Below are 17,083 nucleotides of genomic sequence, written 5' to 3' on the forward strand. Positions count from 1 at the left end.
CCAAATTGTTAAATAAGGTATTATTGTACAACAAACAACATTAATAATTTATTAAGATTTTTAAAAACAAAGTGATAACACTCTGCGCTAGATAAAAAATTTAATATCCTGAAAGAATTGTCATTCGCGCGCAGGCGGGAATCCACCCAAACTGTGGCACTGTGCTATATTGTAAATGGATTCCTGCCTACGCAGGAATGACAGGCTTTTATTAACGAGTTCCTCAATGAAAAGTTGCTGTTCCTGCTCCTGCTCCTGAAACTACTTCTTCACCAGATAAAGATTATAGTTTTAATTAGATTTAATGAAAAATACGTTCTTGCCCTTTTTGGGTTGTACTTTGGTTTTCTAGTTTGCGCTTCCTGGAACTATTATTCGTTAGCTGAAGTCTTACAGGACTTGAAGGAGGAGCGGGCATGTTTTCATTGAGTGAAGTTGTTGAAGAATGTTTTCGTTTTTTCTTTACATCTGTTTGAGAACTGCTAGTGGCAGCTTGTTGTAAGGCAAGATCTGCGTTAATTAAATGCAATTTAAATATATCTTTTAATTCCTTGCGATGAGGAAAAATAGCAGTGCCTTGGTAATAAATAGCTATATTTTTAGTTTTTTTATCAGGATTATTGTCTTCGCCACAATGGCAGGCGCTTAGAAAGGTTTTTATATTTTCTATTAAATATTGCTGATTTTCTGTGACTCTTAAGTGATGTGTTGGCTTAAAGCTGTAATAATTCATTAAAAGATTTAATAGTGCCTTTTTAAATTGATTATCTATAGGCGTTTGTTTTTGTGTGGGTATAATTTCTTTAAAAGCTCTACCAAGTATGTCATTAAAAAGTTGTTTTTCACTGATATGATCTTGTATGACGGTGGCTATACAATTTTTTAACGTAGGTACACTTTCTCTTAAAGTGGGGTGGGATAATTCATCAATGGCAAACACAATTTTTTCTCCAAAAATTTCATCTGCATCTGCCAGGGAGGATATTTCAGGGTTTGTTGAAGTTAAAATCAGAGATTCGAGAGCAGCAAAAATCTTTATAGGAATAAAGAAGGTATTTTTTGCAGCTTGAAGAGAAATTTTTTCTAAAAAGTTCTTTCGATATTCAAGAATAAATTGATTTGATTCCTGCTCGATAAGGGGGAAATGTGTAGGTTGGACATCAAGAAATTCATTAACTGTATTGCTTGCAGCCCGTATAGATCCAGAATTATGCCAGTCGAAAAAATATCGACTTTTGAATTCATTAATTATTGATTTAAATAGGCCATCGAGATTATTCATAACGCGGATATTGGTATCGCCGTCCTTGGACCCTTGTAATAATTTCTGAAAAACAGTTTTAAATTCATTTAAATTTTTTTTATTAGTGATCCCACAGGTTAATAACATTTTTCTAATTTCGGCACCTAGCGACTTTTTGTCATTAAGCAATGTTTTGGATTTTACTTCATCGGGGCTTTGATTTTTTAATGATTGATCTATTTCTGTATATTTAGTTAAATAAGTACATATTCCTACGGATAAAACTTGGTGGAAGAAAACCTTAAATCTCGCTGCAGCGGGTAAAAGCAAAGTGTTTTTTGACATTTGATTTGCAAGGTTCGCATATTCCATTGCTTTAGAAAAATTAACGATTGCATTTTCTAATGTAGTAATCCGTTGTGCGGCTGAATTTGCATAACAAAATGCAAGAAAATAATAAGTTTTAATGCGTGTATCAATATCAAGCTGAGCCAATTCTTGAGGTTTTGTTAATTCCATTAAAGTTAAGTTAAATTGACTAAGCAATATATGCATGCGTGCAGATTTATCAGGCTTGTTTTCCATGCCTCTAAATATATCATGTAAAGGAATGTCTACTTGTTTTTGTAATAAAACTCGCATACAACCTGGAGAAATATTTGGATATGCTACCTTAACTCTATTTAAATGAGATTGACCTAATGTTGAAATATACTTTTCTAAAATAGTTTCATCAGCATTTTTGAGTAAGGTATCAACTAAAGTCAGTTTTGAAAATTTTAATACGAACTCATTTAATTTATCATGTGGGAAAGATACAGGTGGTGCTAAAAATGAGACTAACATTCCCCAGTTATCTGACTTTAAGGCAGAAAATATATATTTTTCAACATTAAGTTCACTAGCAAGGTCTATATGACCATCGCTCTTTTTCAAATCTTTTTCTGTTTTAAGCGCATTAAATAGCCGATTGAATGTTTCGGGTACGCCGTCTTGAGCAGCAAGGTTAAGAAATGCGGTTTTATGAAACTCTTTAATATTAAAGGTTGGTACATCTAAAAGCACTTGAAAGGCTTGGGGTTTTTTAAGTGCCTGCGAAAATAAAGTTGTACCAGTTTGGCTCCCGGTGTATACATTAAAATTTTCAGCAAAGTTTTTGGTTCTGGTAATAACCAATTTTAAAAATTCCGAGTTATTCGTGTCAATTGCTAATCTTAGTAAAAAATCGGGAGTTCGCTCTTCTTCAAATTTCTGGAAGTGATGTGCACTATCTTTGAATTCAGAAGGTGGTTCAATAAAATGATTTAAGTCGTGAGCAGAATAGGTTTGTAGTAATAAAGTTAATAAATTTATATTTCTTACTCTTGTTGCAGTAATTGTCAATTGTTTGGCTTGGGTGTCATTAATTTGACGAGACTCGATGAGCATTTTTAATATATCAGTATCACTTTCTTCAGCTAATTCTTCCAGAATATCAACATATAGCATCGATTTGGCATGACTTTCAGGAATGGGAGCTTTTTTATGCTCTAAACACCAGGCGACTGTTCTTTTAAGGCCCGCCTCTACTGCCCAAAGCCATGGCGTATAAAAAGGCGTAAAGTTATCAAATTTATTCATGTCAGTGGATTTTTCAGCAATTACTTCAAGAAAAAGACTATCCAATGTGTCTAAAGGCAAATTTAAGTCAGCATTGGTTAGTGATGTGAGGCTATTTACATTTTGGTTGTTTAGAGCGTGAGATATTATTTCTTTTATCAGTGGCTTCGTAATTTTTGCAGCAGATTTTCCTTCTTTTTGGTCTTCAGGTGTTGCTTTTAGAGTTAATAAAAACATCTCCAGTTTATCATCTTGCCCTGTTTCTATTAACTTTAAAGCAATGGTATTTAGGTGTTTGTATCCATCTTGAGATGCGGATAGAGCGCAAATTACCCTGTCAAATATATTAGGATCATTTAACTGGCTTAACCATTGTATTACATCAATGCCGATGGCAACCTGCATTAAATCGTTAAGCTGCATGATAGACAACGTGCTAGGTGGAAGCAGTAGGCAGCGTAGATAAATGTCCTGTCCTGGTTGTGCGCCTTTTATTATCATAGCTGTTATAGTTTCTTGAAATTTTTCCTTTGGTGAAATTTCGAAGAGACTTTTTAAAAAAAAGTTGAGCTGTTCCAGGGTTAAATCTTCTGTAGACAATATTACATGATTTAGAAAATCAAATGTCAGAGCATGGGTGTCTTGGAGTTGGGATATTATTTTTTTGAAGAAGTGAGTCATATTTTCAGGTTGCATGGGTGATTGCGCAAGTGCTGAAATTATTTCTAAATAAAATGAATTTGAGTGATTTTCTGATTTACTATCAGTTGTTTGTCTGATAATTTTTTTCGTTTGAAAAAGTAAAAATTCTATTGCTTCTGGATTCCCATATAATATTGCTGTTTTTAACGGGTTTAGTAAGTCTTGAAGAGTGAATTCATTGGGAAGAAATTTTTGAAGTGCATTTACTTGATTATACTTTGCTGCAAGTTCTAATAAACTAAATTCTTTGGATTTTTTTAATGAATTATCTAGTGTAATAATATCAGCATTTAAAATTTCTAATAATAATAGGATGTTAGGCGGATTTTTGCTAAAACTGGGCTTTTCTTCATCGTGGTCGTAGAATATTCGCTCTAATAAGTTGCACACAAAATTTTCATTTTTAGCCAGATTTGGAAGTTGCTGAATAATAATTGATAATTTATGAAAGTCGCTGTCTAAGATGGTCAGTGCAAATTTTCGAATTGACTTTTCAGGTTGGGTACCTATTAATTTTTGTAAAAGTCCTGGTTTTTTTGGAAAATTTAATGCCCAGGCTAATAAAGTATTGTCATGATGGATGTCTAATTGATTGTTGATAAATTCGTCTAAACTCGGATTTTTTTCTATAATGAATAGGATGATATTTGGGGCATTCCAACGAAACGCGGCTTCAGTGATATTTTCAACGAATGTTTTAAACTTTTTAAATTTGTCTTCGTCAAATGCAATTTGAGCCATGAATTCTGAATATAAGCAGGCGAAAGCGTTTACATCATCTGTTTTTGCAGTATGTGTTAGTAATGATAGAATGAAGGTAAAGTATGTTCCGGTATTTATTTCATCAGATTTAGAAAATGTGGAGTGGATGTGTCTAAAATTTTCAAAAGCTTTCGATTCTAAAGCTTTGCTAGCAGCTTCCAGATAATTATCAAAAGTGACTGTTAGCTTATGGCTTTCGATTTGTGTTAATAGGGTATTTAAAAGGTTTGAATTGGAAGGTGCAGCAATACTTAGTAAGCTGTGTCTTTCTCCTAGGGTTGTGCTAACCAAGTTATTTAGGTCTTGCATGTCTGCTAGATCAAAAAAACCAAGGTTATTTAAAAAAATGTAGATTAAATTATAGCGCTGTTCTTCATCTGTGCATTCTTTGATTTTTTTTGATAGATATTCTCTGCCTTGTGCTGATGCTTTTGCTATTAAGTACTCTTCTCTGATTTGGTCTTCATTTTGGCTGAGTTTCTTTATTTTTATTTCTTCGGTCATGATTATTCTCTTAAATTTAAGGTATTTAAAATAGAGAATACTCGAATTATTAGGGTTTTAAAAGCCTTTGTCATTAAAATGGATGTGGTGTTTTTTTATCTAAGATTAAGGATTAATTAAATCAAAATCTAAATAGATGGACGGATGTCCTTGAGCAACTGCAAGTGCTAGCGTAGTTTTACCCACCTGGCGTGGGTACCTATCGCTGATTGGCGGTTAAGAGCAGTTTCGATGCTCTGAAAAGCGAGTCGAGTTAACATCCTTGTATTTTAAAAGGGTGGCTTTAGATTTGCAGGGTTGTTGTGGTTGTTTGGTTTGGCTTGCATCTATGCCCTCCACACCAATGCGCACTAGTCCGGTAAAGCTCTATATCCGCTCTCCCCGGGTGGGAAGGGGCTAAGGTCGTTTCGCTAAAAAAGGAATAAATTTTATAGCAGTCAGGTTTTAAAAGTTTGTTCAAAGTCGAAAATTTATTATATAGTTAAAGAATTTCTGTATATCCAATCGCGATGCTCCTCATGCGGAAGGCTGAAGCCAATGACAACTATACCTGATGAAAAAAATATTCGAGCATCATACTTAAGCAAAGCAATAGATGCTGCAATAAATGGTCGGAACAGACCATTTTTAGAAAATTTCAAAAAAATATCCATCCCACGTAAGAAAGAAAAAGAAAGGTTATTACACTATGCTGTTCAAGGCGGAAATTTGAGCATCTGCAATTTTTTAGTTGAAGACCAAAAAACCAACCCACTATGCCTAGACAATCATGGTTGGACGTTATTAGGAACAGCTCTATATTATGGGCGCATTGAAGCAATTGAATTTTTAGTCACAAAATGGAAACTCGATGTGAATGCTGCAACACCGCTCTCGCTAAAAATGGAAGGTTATATACATCAAACACCTGTCGTTCAGCTATTCTCTTCTAGAGATCTTGATGTAGGTAAAAAAAAGACAGCGATATTCCGGCTAATGCAATTCGGATTACAATTCAGTGAAGAGAATTTATTGTATATTATGGGGTGTATTGGGGGGAATGTCCCGGGGTATTGCCGATGCAAAGATAGGGCTATTTGTAATTGCCCAGATGAAAGTATCGACTTATTGCTAACGCAAATAAAACCCAGCAATAATATATTATATTCTGCAGCAACGAGTGGAGCTTTTCGAGTGTTTAAATATTGTATAGAGCAACTAAAAAGAAACATTAAAGATTATGATAATTTATTTTTGTCAAAGGAAGGCTGCACAACATTACAATACGTAACTAAAAAAAATAACTTTCGATTGATACATTATGTGCAACAGATATGCTATCAAAGAAAAAAAGCGGACTATAAAGATTTTATAAATATTCTTATTCGAGCTGCAGAAGTAGGTCGCGCAGATATAATTAGTTTCTTTATTAAACATAGACAAGAATTCGGCTATCCCGCGGTCATTAAGGATGCTGACTTAAATGCACTCTTAGGCGCATTTTTGCATAATTGTTTATCTTCACGGTCCATATCAGTAGAGCCCGATATTGCGATGGTTGAAGAACTTATTTCATTTGGCATTAAAATAGATGAGGGAAAGAGTAAAAGACACTATCAGAACGAAAGAGCCAAGTTCTTGCTTAAATTGGGCTTTTGTCCGCGATCTGACAGCATAAAACATGAAAGGTTGGCAGACTATCTCGAATATGGCATGACTATTTCTCTCGAAGATTTTCGCCGCTTACCAGATCATATAAAAAATGAATTAACAGAGGTCACTGCGCGAAAAAACCTAATCACTTCAATCCCATCAGATAAAGAAGAAATGTTCTATGTGGGTAAAAAATTTTTGAATAATGTCCTGGAAGAAGCTTGCCCTTCTTTTATGTTTTTATGCTTGCCAGCAATGCCACTTGTATTAATTGGGTTAATATTAAGTTATACAACCAATGAGATACTTTTGCTTAATATGTTGCAAAAAAACAAAGAATCTATAATTTCCAGGCTTAATTATTCTGAAGTAAGCAATTCACCGCTAGAGAATATTTACAGCTCTAGTTTAGAAGATAAATTCCGAAGATCGTTAGATACGCTAGCGAATTCATCTATATTGCTCAAGGAACAAATTAACGATTTCCTAAAGCAGCATCTAAAAATCTATATTGCCACCAATATGACTGGAAGTTCTAAAGAAAGTTTTCTGGCAGAATTCCCTAAAATGAAATCGGCTGTCCTGGATGTATTGGGAGATAAGGCTATAGAAGAAGTGATTGAAGATGGAATAAAAAAACAGTTTCTGCGCAATAAAAAAATAGAAGAACTTAGAGCAGAGCTATCTCTTTCAGCACCTATGGCTATTCCTGAAGATTGGTGTTCTGTTTACGAAAATAAAAAAGAGCTAAAGCGCGCATATATTCCTAAAGCTGTAAGTTATATTCCACCGCCTGGATATCAGCCAGTTGATAATCCAAGCGATAAACAAGATGAAGAGTCAGAACCATCACTGTCGTTCAATCTTTGCTTTAGACAATTTTGGCCATGGTGAAGATGAAGAAGAAGTGGATGAACGGGCAGAAGGAGTGCCGTTTCAATCCTGTGGTGAATAGTTACCCTGCTTTTTAATATTTAATCCCGGCATACAGGAAATAGCACTTTACCAAACAAATCTGATAAACTGCTTTGAGATAGTTTAAGCCTAACCAGAACACAGGCCAGGAAGCCACCAAAACAGCAAGGAGCTGACATATGCATAGACAGGTATTTACCCATGATTAGCGCCCCTACACCAGCAACCTCAAAACACGCTTGTCCATTCCCCTTATATTCCTCCAGTGTAGCAGCTGGTTTCCCTTCTCCTGCAGATGACTATGTTGAGAGCAGCCTCGACTTAAATGAACTGCTGATTAAGCATCCTACCGCCACTTTTTTCGTCCGTGTCAGTGGCGATTCCATGCTTCATGCCGGTATTCACGATCAAGATATCCTGATTGTAGACCGCAGTTTGACACCTGCGTCAGGGCGAATAGTCATTGCAGCGATTGATGGTCAGCTGACTGTGAAACGCTTGCAAAAGACTGCGAAGGGAAAGGTATATCTGCTCCCTGAAAACGAAGACTTCCCGCCGATTGAAATTAAACCAGAAAGTGAGGTGCACATATGGGGCGTCGTCACCAATGTGATTCATCCCGTCTGAGCTCATCTTGTGCCTCACCGATTTATGCTCTAGTGGATTGCAATAATTTTTATGCTTCCTGCGAACGTTTATTTAACCCGGCATTAAATGGCAAACCGGTGGTCGTGTTATCGAATAACGATGGTTGCATCGTTGCGCGCTCTAACGAAGCCAAGGCATTGGGCATCCCTATGGGGGCACCATTTTATAAATACCGTGCGCTACTCAAACGCCATCAGGTTGCAGTTTTTTCCTCAAATTACACGTTGTATGGTGATCTATCCCAACGTGTGATGGCTTCGTTGCGCCTGTTATGCCCTGAAGTGGAGGTATATTCTATCGATGAGGCTTTTTTACGGCTCGATAGCTTGGCACATTGCGACCTGCAAAAATATGCGGAAAATATGCGGGAAAAAATCTATCAGTGGACTGGCATTCCCGTTTCTATTGGCATTGCCCCTACTAAAACTTTAGCCAAGCTTGCAAATCGAGTGGCGAAATCACAAACGACTACCGGCGTATTTGATCTGCGTGAACGACAATTGCAACAGACCATACTGCAAAAATGTGAGGTAGTTGATATTTGGGGTATAGCCCACCGTACTGCGGCCAAGCTGCAGCGGTTAGGTATCAGCACTGCACAACAGCTATGCGATTATCCTCCTAAAATGATCCGTCAACATTTGGGTGTTGTGGTTGAAAGGATTGTGCTTGAACTCAACGGCATCGCCTGTCTGGCGCTAGAAAAAACCTTGCCTAAAAAAAATATTATGGCCTCCCGTTCATTTGGTAAGCCCATCACTAGTTTTGCCGATTTAGCTGAGGCGATTAGCCATCATACTGCGCGCGCTTGTATTAAATTGCGCCAACAAAATTCCAAAGCGCAAGCGATTTATATTTTTATTACCACTAATCAATTCCGACTATCCGAGCCTCAGTATCAAAACGGCAAAATGCTAGGTCTTTCTACGCCCACTGCAGATACTTCGCGTTTGATTGCTATCGCTAAAAAAGGGTTAAGGGAAATATTCCGGCCGGGATATCAATACTACAAAGCTGGAATCATGTTGATGGATATTGCCTCAGACAACATACAACAAGATTTGTTGCTGGATAATGATATGACCAATACAAAGCGAGAAAAAGTCATGCAGGTCATGGATACACTGAATACCCAATTTGGGACAAATACATTATTTATTGCTGCTGAGGGTATGGAGCCAAACTGGAGCATGCGAATCAAAAATAAATCGCTGCACTTTACCACCAATTGGCAGGAATTGGCTCGCGTATTAGCATAGAGCTACACTTAGAAATGCGAGTGATTTATTTACAAAAATAGTAACTATTCACCACAGGATGACAGCTAAAATTTTTTTGAGACAGCTTTTAGAGATTAATCCCTGTATTATGTTGGTGAAGTAGAGGTAAGAGTATTGTTGGGAACAACAGGGTCAGACTTAGCTTTTAACTCATTATGTTCGGCGCCAGATGAAGCTTGTGTCTCATTAAAAAATGAACTGGGGTTTGACCCTGGCGAAACCGACGGCCCAACAGATGAATATTTTTCCAAAGACATTTTTATAGCCTGCTTTTCTTCTTCATCGTCAGACTCAGACTCCTCTTCTTTATCTTCTGCTGGATGCAAAGAACTCAACACTGGGTTTGACTTTGGTGAAACCGGTTGTTCAACAGATGATTCTTGCGAAGCCAAAGATAATTCGATAGCCTGCCTTTCTTTCTCCTCCTCATCGTCAGATTCTTCTTCTATGCCCAATGTTTTAATCTTACTATCAAGTGAAGCACTTTCCATAGCCTTTTGTTCCTTAGCAGCTGCCTCATCTATAGAAGCATAAAAAGGTTTGGCAATTGCTGGAAAAACTCGCAACATAACTCTACGATATAGATCAAACATCATAGAACATTCGCTTATACTTGCTCTGATGTCTAAAGATTCCTTATCCGCCAAACATTTTTTCATATTTTCCAGCAAAAGACTGAATTGCTTCCTGGCAGCCTCTACTTTTTCCATTTTACCCAATGCTTCATCTTCTTTAAAAGTGTCTGGATTTAGTAATTCAAGGATTAAGTTATGACTAGGGAGGAAAATACTAATATGTCTTCTAGCTATTTCTTCGCGAATAGCCTGCATAAGAGACATTAAATTTTGAACATCTTCATACATTTTTTTTGCCTTAGCTACCCTATCAGCCGAGCTAAGCAAACTACCTAAGAATTTAGCACTAATCTGAATTTTTGGGAGAGAGCTGATATCTTCTTCGGGAGAGGCAGTAAATGCACGTAGTTGCTCTAGAAATTTTTGAGCTTTTTGTATGTTATCTCTTAAGATTTTTTCAGCATCCGTTTCAGTTTCGCTGCTGCCTGCTAGAACTCGCAAGGCATCTAAGTTATGGCTTGGATCTTTTGTAGAAGCAGCTTGAAGCTCTGCGGCAGATAGATGACAAGCTAATGCACAAGCATATTCATCTGGAAGACTAGTACTCAAATTCTCAAAATGTATATTAAAATGTTGATTATTCTTGTTTACCAATTCTAGAGATTTTTTTGCATCGCCCTGGTTAGGACTTATTGTCGTGTATTCCAATAACCGGTTCAATTTTTCCTTGGCAACTTCTATGGTCTGTATGTGAGTAAGCACTTCTTGTGGAGGTGCAGATGGATCCACCAAGGCGATAGGAGCGGCCATTATTTGTTTCATCTTTAGCATGATTGCTTGAGAAAAAGATGCGCATTTTTCATCAAACTGCGCCATGAGCTTTTCCAATTTTTCTGGTTTGTCGGCTGGTTTCCGAAATTTTTTACCCTGCAGATTTTCTTTAATCGATTTAATATCTAATGACTGGGGAGGAGGTCCAGTAAATTTATCAAAACAATTCAGAAAATCATCAACCACACCTATAGCCGCCTCAATGGCGAACTCAAGATCAAGTTCCTTTTCTACGCCAGTAAAATCATCTGTGCTCGAGGAACTTGAAGTTGAAGAAGCAGAGCTAGAAGAAAAACTGCTGGAGGACGAACTTCTAGAAGAAAAATTAGTCCATGATTCTTTAGCATATAATTGAAACGATAACTCATCATAAAGCGTTCTTTGTTGCGGCGAACTTTTTCTTTCTTGGCCTTTATGCGTTTCTTCTTCTAAGGTAAGCAGACTCAACTCAGTAGCTTTTTTTATATCGTCTATTTCTTCTGGTGTTAATGGGGACGAAGATGGAGATGATTTTTTATCATTTAGTGACTCAGACATATATGCCTCTGCGAAAACTATAAGCTTCTATGCATTGGTTAATTATACTGCATTATCCAGCTTTTCTATTAAAACTTTTGTAACTATTCACCACAGGACTGAAACGGCTATGCCGTAAGGAGATTTCTGTTGTTCACATTTTCTCACTAAATTTGTAGGTACAAGGGGGTTCAATTTTAAATTACACTTCATTTGCACTTCACTTTTAGATTTCCCCTTTTTATAACTGAAGTGAGTCTGAATTTTTTTGATGTAATCTATTGATTTTAAATGGTGGAGCCGAGGAGGATCGAACTCCCGACCTTCGCATTGCGAACGCGACGCTCTCCCAGCTGAGCTACGGCCCCATGGTGTAGTTGAGGGATTGTTATACTATAATTTGGTGGTATTTGAAAAGCCACTTTTGCATAGGCTTTCCTTGCCATATATCCAGAGAATCATTCTATGACGGATCAAACTACTCGGTTATACCAAGCGCAGCAGATTAAAACCATTGAACAGTTGGCTGTTCCCCAATATGCAGTTTCTGAATTTGAATTGATGGAGAGTGCTGGCTTAGCGGCCTTTCATCTATTGCAGCATTGTTGGCCTGATGCCAGAACACTTGGGGTATTTTGTGGTAAAGGTAATAATGGTGGGGATGGTTATGTCGTGGCGCGGTTGGCCAAGCAGGCAGGGTGGAAGGTTATGGTGTGTCAGGTGGGGGAGGGGACAGGTGAGCCTGTTGCTGCCGAAAAGGCCAGGCTGGCTTGTCAGGCGGCGGGTGTGGAGATAAAGCCTTTTGAGCATTTGTGGCAGCAGCCATTTCAAGCGGATGTGATTGTCGATGCTTTGTTGGGTATTGGTATCAAAGGTGAGGTGAAGGGGAGTTATGCGACAGTCATAGCTGCGATTAATGCGGCACAAAAGCCAGTATTATCTATTGATGTACCTTCGGGTATTGATGCAGATACGGGTCGGGTTTGTGGTGTTGCTGTGCAAGCTAATGTGACCTTGACCTTTATGGCTTTGAAAAGAGGACTGTACACAGGGGCTGCGCCGCAGTATTGCGGGGATTTGCACTATGATGGGTTGCTGCCAGCGATTGAAACATTGTTGGATGAAGTGCCAGCTAGCGCGGTTTTGTTGCATTTGTCTGCTTTGCTGCAGTACCTGGCGCCTCGCAAGAGAGATGCCAATAAGGGCAATTTTGGACATGTTTTGATTATGGGGGGTAATCGTGGCATGGTGGGGGCTGCGAGGATGGCGGGTGAGGCGGCGGCGAGAGTGGGCGCGGGATTGGTGAGTCTTGCGACCTGGCCGGAACATGCGGCGTATATTGCAGCAGCGCGGCCTGAGTTGATGTGCCATGGAGTCACATCCCCTGCAGATTGCGGAGCTTTATTGGCTAGGGCGTCCGTGTTGGTTATAGGGCCGGGTTTGGGGCAGGATAGTTGGGCGCAGCAATTGTGGACTTTAGGCTTATCAGCCGCGCAATTGAAAATTCTGGATGCGGATGCACTAAATCTATTGGCGAAAAATCCTTGCAAGCGTGATGATTGGATTTTAACGCCACATCCGGGAGAAGCGGCGCGCTTATTGAATTGTAGTGTGGCGGATATTCAGGCTGATCGCTTTAAAGCGGCGGCAGAGTTGGCAGAGCGCTATGGTGGTGTGATTGTGTTGAAGGGGGCGGGTACGTTGGTGCAATCAAGTGCTCGAGTTGGTGTTTGCGCGCTGGGCAATCCCGGTATGGCAACAGGTGGCATGGGGGATGTATTAAGCGGGGTGCTTGGCGGATTGGTAGCGCAGGGTTTACCTTTAGAAAATGCTGCGCAGTTAGGCGTAGTATTACATGCAGAAGCAGGTGATAAGGTGGCGCGCGAGCAAGGTGAGCGAGGTATGCTGGCTTTGGATTTGATGCGGGTGCTGCGAATGTTGGTGAATGAAGAGGGTAATTCTTCACCTAAATAACCTATGAGATCATAGCCTCATAGGCTTCTCAAATTTCATAATGATCTAAATTCATAATTTCTTTATTTCTTTCTCGGATTTTTATTAACCGAAACCTATCTGAAAATATGCTTTATTTTCTTCTGTAGCGCTTTTTTAATGTAAATGGATTCAACATTTGAGGCGCCAAGTCCTCTATATTTTAACTTCATCACCAACCTGGGTAGTTCCCCCTTGTTCGCTTAGACCGCAAATATCTGCTCTGAAAAAGTTCTAAATTAACGCCCATTATTCATAACCCACCATTTTTCCCTAAAGTTAGGTGAATTATGAGGCAATTCATGCGCGCGTAATTTCTAGAGGTGCTCTTAATATCTACATAAGATTTTTTAAATATAATTTTAAAAAGCAAAATCCTTAGCATCTCCGCACAAAGAGTATATGTAATGTATGAGCAGCAAAAATCAACTGAAATAAAGGTAGAGTTTCCGCAAGCACGCCATGAAGCGGGTACCCAAACCTTAAGACGAGAGAAAAAAATCAATATCGAAACAATCGAAGATGTGCCGCTTGCACCGTTAGAATCAACGCCTGAAATCGCCTCACCAAGTAGCAGTCCGATAATGACGGATATAATACCGCCAAGAAAGATTGTGATTTCAGTTGGCCAGGCTCTGCTGTTGTCTATCGAGAAAACATGTGAACTTATAAAGGAAAATCTAGAAAGCTTGCGGGATACATTAGATTGGCAAGTTAACAGATATATTAGTGAATTACGTAGCCAGCCTTTATTTTCAGGTAGGCCACAAAATGAGCAGAAAAAAAAGCAAATTCTTATCACCTCAGAAACAGTAGTACACAGATTGGGTGAATTAAGTGACAATTATGATAAATTAAAAGCTAATTTAGAAGAACTAGCCCGTTTGAAGAAATTATACCTATGTGGTGTGGATTCTGAAATTTCTGCAGATGCAATTGAGAAAGAAATCAAGAAATACCAAAATACGGAGTATGAAGTTTCAAAAGATTTTAAAATAACCACTAGCGAAGCCAGTCGCCGATATTTTGAAACCCATTTAGCCTTGGCAACGTTGAAATATAATTTAAACAACATAAACATTTTCAGTTTAATTCATACTTACGAGGATATTTACAATAAATTAGATTACAGATCTCAATTATGGTTGAGTAGAGTCGAGATTGGTGAACCAGATTGGCAAGAAACTACTGATGACAGTGAATACTTAGATTTATTTAAAAAGATACCATTAAATGAATATGCCAGAGAAAAAAAGTTTTCTCTGGCGGAAAAAGATCTGCTGAAATATATTGTTAAAATTGCCTACGCAGCCCCGTTGCTTACTATCCAGGATAAATCAATACCATTAGGCGAAGTATTTACTGAGGGATATTTTGCACATTCTGGCAGAGGCAGAGAATTTAAAGACCAGCATCATCATGTGTCATCCAATAATCTTGGCATATTACAAAGCAGTATGCCTGTGCCGCTGGATGATTTAGTGCGTGCTTCTGAAACCTATCCTTTCTTTAAATCTACAGATAGAGACCGCCCGCAGCCGTCTAGCTTATGGGTTGAACATTGTTCAGCTACGCTGATACACCCGTTTTCATGTTCAATATCCGGCCACTATTTAGGATTACTCAGAGTTTTTTTAGCATTGGAACAAAATAAAAAATTGCGCTTAAAAACTTTAGAACAATTTAAAAACTTTTCGAAGTGTTATGCTTCTATCATATTAGCACATAGTGGTGGACATTCATTCTACGAATTTTTTGCCGTATTAGCACTGGAAAAAATCCGCCAAGGCTTCAGCTTCATATCAGGTTTTGACACATTAAACATGGCGTCTCTTCTTCTGGAAGGTAATGAAAAAGCCTTTGATGAAGCATTGCATAAAACGCTTGTCTACAATAAAGCGCTGCTAAATAAGGCAAAATTGCATCACTCGCTGGATCATTTTCATGTTTATACCCTTTTGTATTCCTCTCTTGAAAAAGCTGTTACAGCAGCATCTTTGACTAGCCAGGAAGCCTATAAAATATACACCAATCCAACCATAGTCGAATTGATAAGAAAGAAGATATTAACTGTGGATGAAATTGTTAACAATCCGCAAATTAGCGAAACTTATACTATCCCAGCCGTAAAAGAAGCTATTGTACGTCAAGAAATAACAGGCGAGGATTTGAAAAAGTTAGCGAAGCTGAAAGCAGAAGGCGTTAATATGGATAGCATTTTTACAGAAATTATTACCTTGCGCCAAAACAGATTTAAACGTTCAAGTCAACTTTTAGGATTGGGAATCTTTCAAGAAGATGGTTTTAACGCTGCTATGGAGTTTTTAAAAAGCGAAGGCGATAGCATTTATTTTGCTGCTTATGATATTGGCCTCAATAAAAAAGATAACATGAAAATTAAACGTTGTGCAAATGGTTATCAGATAATATGTGGGGACATAAGTCAAGCTTTTTGTGCGGGTTTGGATGCAACAGCGAGAGAGAATGTGGTCCAAAGAATATGTGCCTATCTCAGGCTGAAAAAAACTGATCTTACCTCGATACATATTGCAAAGAACGAGCTCGCAGAAACCAAAAAAACACAAGATATTAGTGCTAAAGAATTCAAAACTTTTACTGATCGCTATGGTACTCTTATGGCCTACTGCGGGTTAACCTCACTTGACCAGGTTTATTTGAAATTTTTTCAATTTGCGCAGGATTGTGGTTTGGAGGATAATTTTTTTTATGAAATGTTCTTTCAGAGTCTTTTAATTGAGGCAATGTTGCATAATCAACGTAGCATTGTGGACGATTTTTATTCGTCAAAACAAAATCTCTGTAATATTACTAGCAGCAGTCTTCTAATAGTTTTTCTTAATGGTTGGATTAATGGAAAAACGGGGTTGCTCATGCAGGATGGCGCACTAGACATAACAAAAAAAGTGGAGGCATTCGTCCGTCATTCAATGGTTTTGGATGCAGATCCAAAATTAGTATTGCATACACTTTTAAAGCAAAAACCTAATGGTTCCGATTGGCCGGCAGTTACTATCAGTTTGGTGTTGTTGATGGCAAGAGCATGGTGGAAATACGATGAACTTGATAATGACATCAATGACGAAGTTGGTTGGTATCAAACAAAAGATATCAAAACAAAAATACAATTAGACCAACCACAAAAAGATGCAGAAGATCTTATTAATTACATTGATAGTATGTATTTCAACCAAGATTTAGACACTTGTGTGATATTATGGGAAGCGCTGCGTGAAAACGAAAAACGCAAAACAAAGGATATGAAGGAAAAGGCGCCCAGTCTACAAAAAAATCCAGTAATTGCTGAGATTGAAGAAAAAATATTCTACCATGCAATTGATAGAAAAAAGCCGGAAATTATAGAGCAACTGATGAAAATTAAAACCAGAGATGGTGATACACTGTTTACTTGCGATCATGAGATATATCGATATGCTGTTAAAAGAAAACGCGACGATATTTGTAAATTGTTGCTTCCTGAACCGTCTCAGCAAGCGGATATGGAAGAGGAGGATTTGCAAGTTGTGGGTCAACTGCAAGAACCACAAGACAAGAAAAATGAAAGCGATGATATAATCAGAGTCCGCAGTACGACGCTTGAACGTCTCGGAGATCAGGAGACAATAACAATTCATCAACCTAAAACAGATATGGCCGCAGCGTTAGGCGTTGGGATTTGTTTATTTCAATTACAAGGAAATGATCTTCCACCGCTGCAAGGAACTACTACACAAACTGGAATAAATGCCCCACAAATCGACATCGAGAATTTTGATTTCACCGATCTCGATGAAGGAGATGATTCTGATCCTGAATTTGAATATATGCTCGGGGAGCAAGTAAAACCGTAATTGAATTTGAATTAC

7 protein-coding genes and 1 tRNA gene are annotated in these 17,083 nt (G+C 38.1%); 5 read left to right on the plus strand and 3 right to left on the minus strand.

Features of this window, described 5'->3' with window-relative positions:
- Nucleotides 1-301 precede the first annotated feature (301 nt).
- Nucleotides 302-4,810, minus strand: coding sequence for a hypothetical protein (locus tag VHE99_10015; protein HVV69347.1), 4,509 nt, complete (start codon nucleotides 4,808-4,810; stop codon nucleotides 302-304).
- A gap of 537 nt (nucleotides 4,811-5,347) precedes the next feature.
- Here VHE99_10015 and VHE99_10020 point away from each other — a divergent pair.
- The 3 genes from VHE99_10020 to VHE99_10030 all read left to right on the plus strand — a co-directional run bounded on the left by VHE99_10020 (nucleotide 5,348) and on the right by VHE99_10030 (nucleotide 9,264).
- Nucleotides 5,348-7,336, plus strand: coding sequence for an ankyrin repeat domain-containing protein (locus VHE99_10020; protein ID HVV69348.1), 1,989 nt, complete (start codon nucleotides 5,348-5,350; stop codon nucleotides 7,334-7,336).
- 222 nt (nucleotides 7,337-7,558) lie between these two features.
- Nucleotides 7,559-7,984, plus strand: coding sequence for a translesion error-prone DNA polymerase V autoproteolytic subunit (gene umuD / locus VHE99_10025; GenBank protein HVV69349.1), 426 nt, complete (start codon nucleotides 7,559-7,561; stop codon nucleotides 7,982-7,984).
- Nucleotides 7,948-9,264 (plus strand): Y-family DNA polymerase, encoded by a 1,317-nt coding sequence (locus VHE99_10030; protein HVV69350.1) that lies wholly within the window; start codon nucleotides 7,948-7,950, stop codon nucleotides 9,262-9,264. Before umuD ends, VHE99_10030 begins: the two co-directional genes overlap by 37 nt.
- 107 nt (nucleotides 9,265-9,371) lie before the next feature.
- Here VHE99_10030 and VHE99_10035 read toward each other — a convergent pair whose 3' ends face one another.
- Nucleotides 9,372-11,228 (minus strand): hypothetical protein, encoded by a 1,857-nt coding sequence (locus VHE99_10035; GenBank protein HVV69351.1) that lies wholly within the window; start codon nucleotides 11,226-11,228, stop codon nucleotides 9,372-9,374.
- 271 nt (nucleotides 11,229-11,499) lie between these two features.
- Nucleotides 11,500-11,575 (minus strand) — tRNA-Ala (locus VHE99_10040).
- A gap of 97 nt (nucleotides 11,576-11,672) precedes the next feature.
- Between VHE99_10040 and VHE99_10045 the strand changes: the two genes are divergently transcribed.
- A complete protein-coding gene (locus tag VHE99_10045) occupies nucleotides 11,673-13,181 on the plus strand; it encodes an NAD(P)H-hydrate dehydratase (protein ID HVV69352.1) in 1,509 nt (502 codons plus the stop codon).
- Between the two features lie 425 nt (nucleotides 13,182-13,606).
- Nucleotides 13,607-17,068 (plus strand): hypothetical protein, encoded by a 3,462-nt coding sequence (locus tag VHE99_10050; GenBank protein HVV69353.1) that lies wholly within the window; start codon nucleotides 13,607-13,609, stop codon nucleotides 17,066-17,068.
- Nucleotides 17,069-17,083: the final 15 nt, after the last annotated feature.

This window comes from Gammaproteobacteria bacterium, assembly GCA_035546635.1.
Classification (GTDB): domain Bacteria; phylum Pseudomonadota; class Gammaproteobacteria; order JAURND01; family JAURND01; genus DASZWJ01.

Bases quoted from the DNA above. Each gene is read 5' to 3' on its own strand.
- VHE99_10015 (HVV69347.1), bottom strand. From the start codon at position 4,810: ATGACCGAAGAAATAAAAATAAAGAAACTCAGCCAAAATGAAGACCAA.
- VHE99_10030 (HVV69350.1), top strand. From the start codon at position 7,948: ATGGGGCGTCGTCACCAATGTGATTCATCCCGTCTGAGCTCATCTTGT.
- VHE99_10045 (HVV69352.1), top strand. From the start codon at position 11,673: ATGACGGATCAAACTACTCGGTTATACCAAGCGCAGCAGATTAAAACC.
- VHE99_10020 (HVV69348.1), top strand. From the start codon at position 5,348: ATGACAACTATACCTGATGAAAAAAATATTCGAGCATCATACTTAAGC.
- VHE99_10050 (HVV69353.1), top strand. From the start codon at position 13,607: ATGTATGAGCAGCAAAAATCAACTGAAATAAAGGTAGAGTTTCCGCAA.
- umuD (HVV69349.1), top strand. From the start codon at position 7,559: ATGATTAGCGCCCCTACACCAGCAACCTCAAAACACGCTTGTCCATTC.
- VHE99_10035 (HVV69351.1), bottom strand. From the start codon at position 11,228: ATGTCTGAGTCACTAAATGATAAAAAATCATCTCCATCTTCGTCCCCA.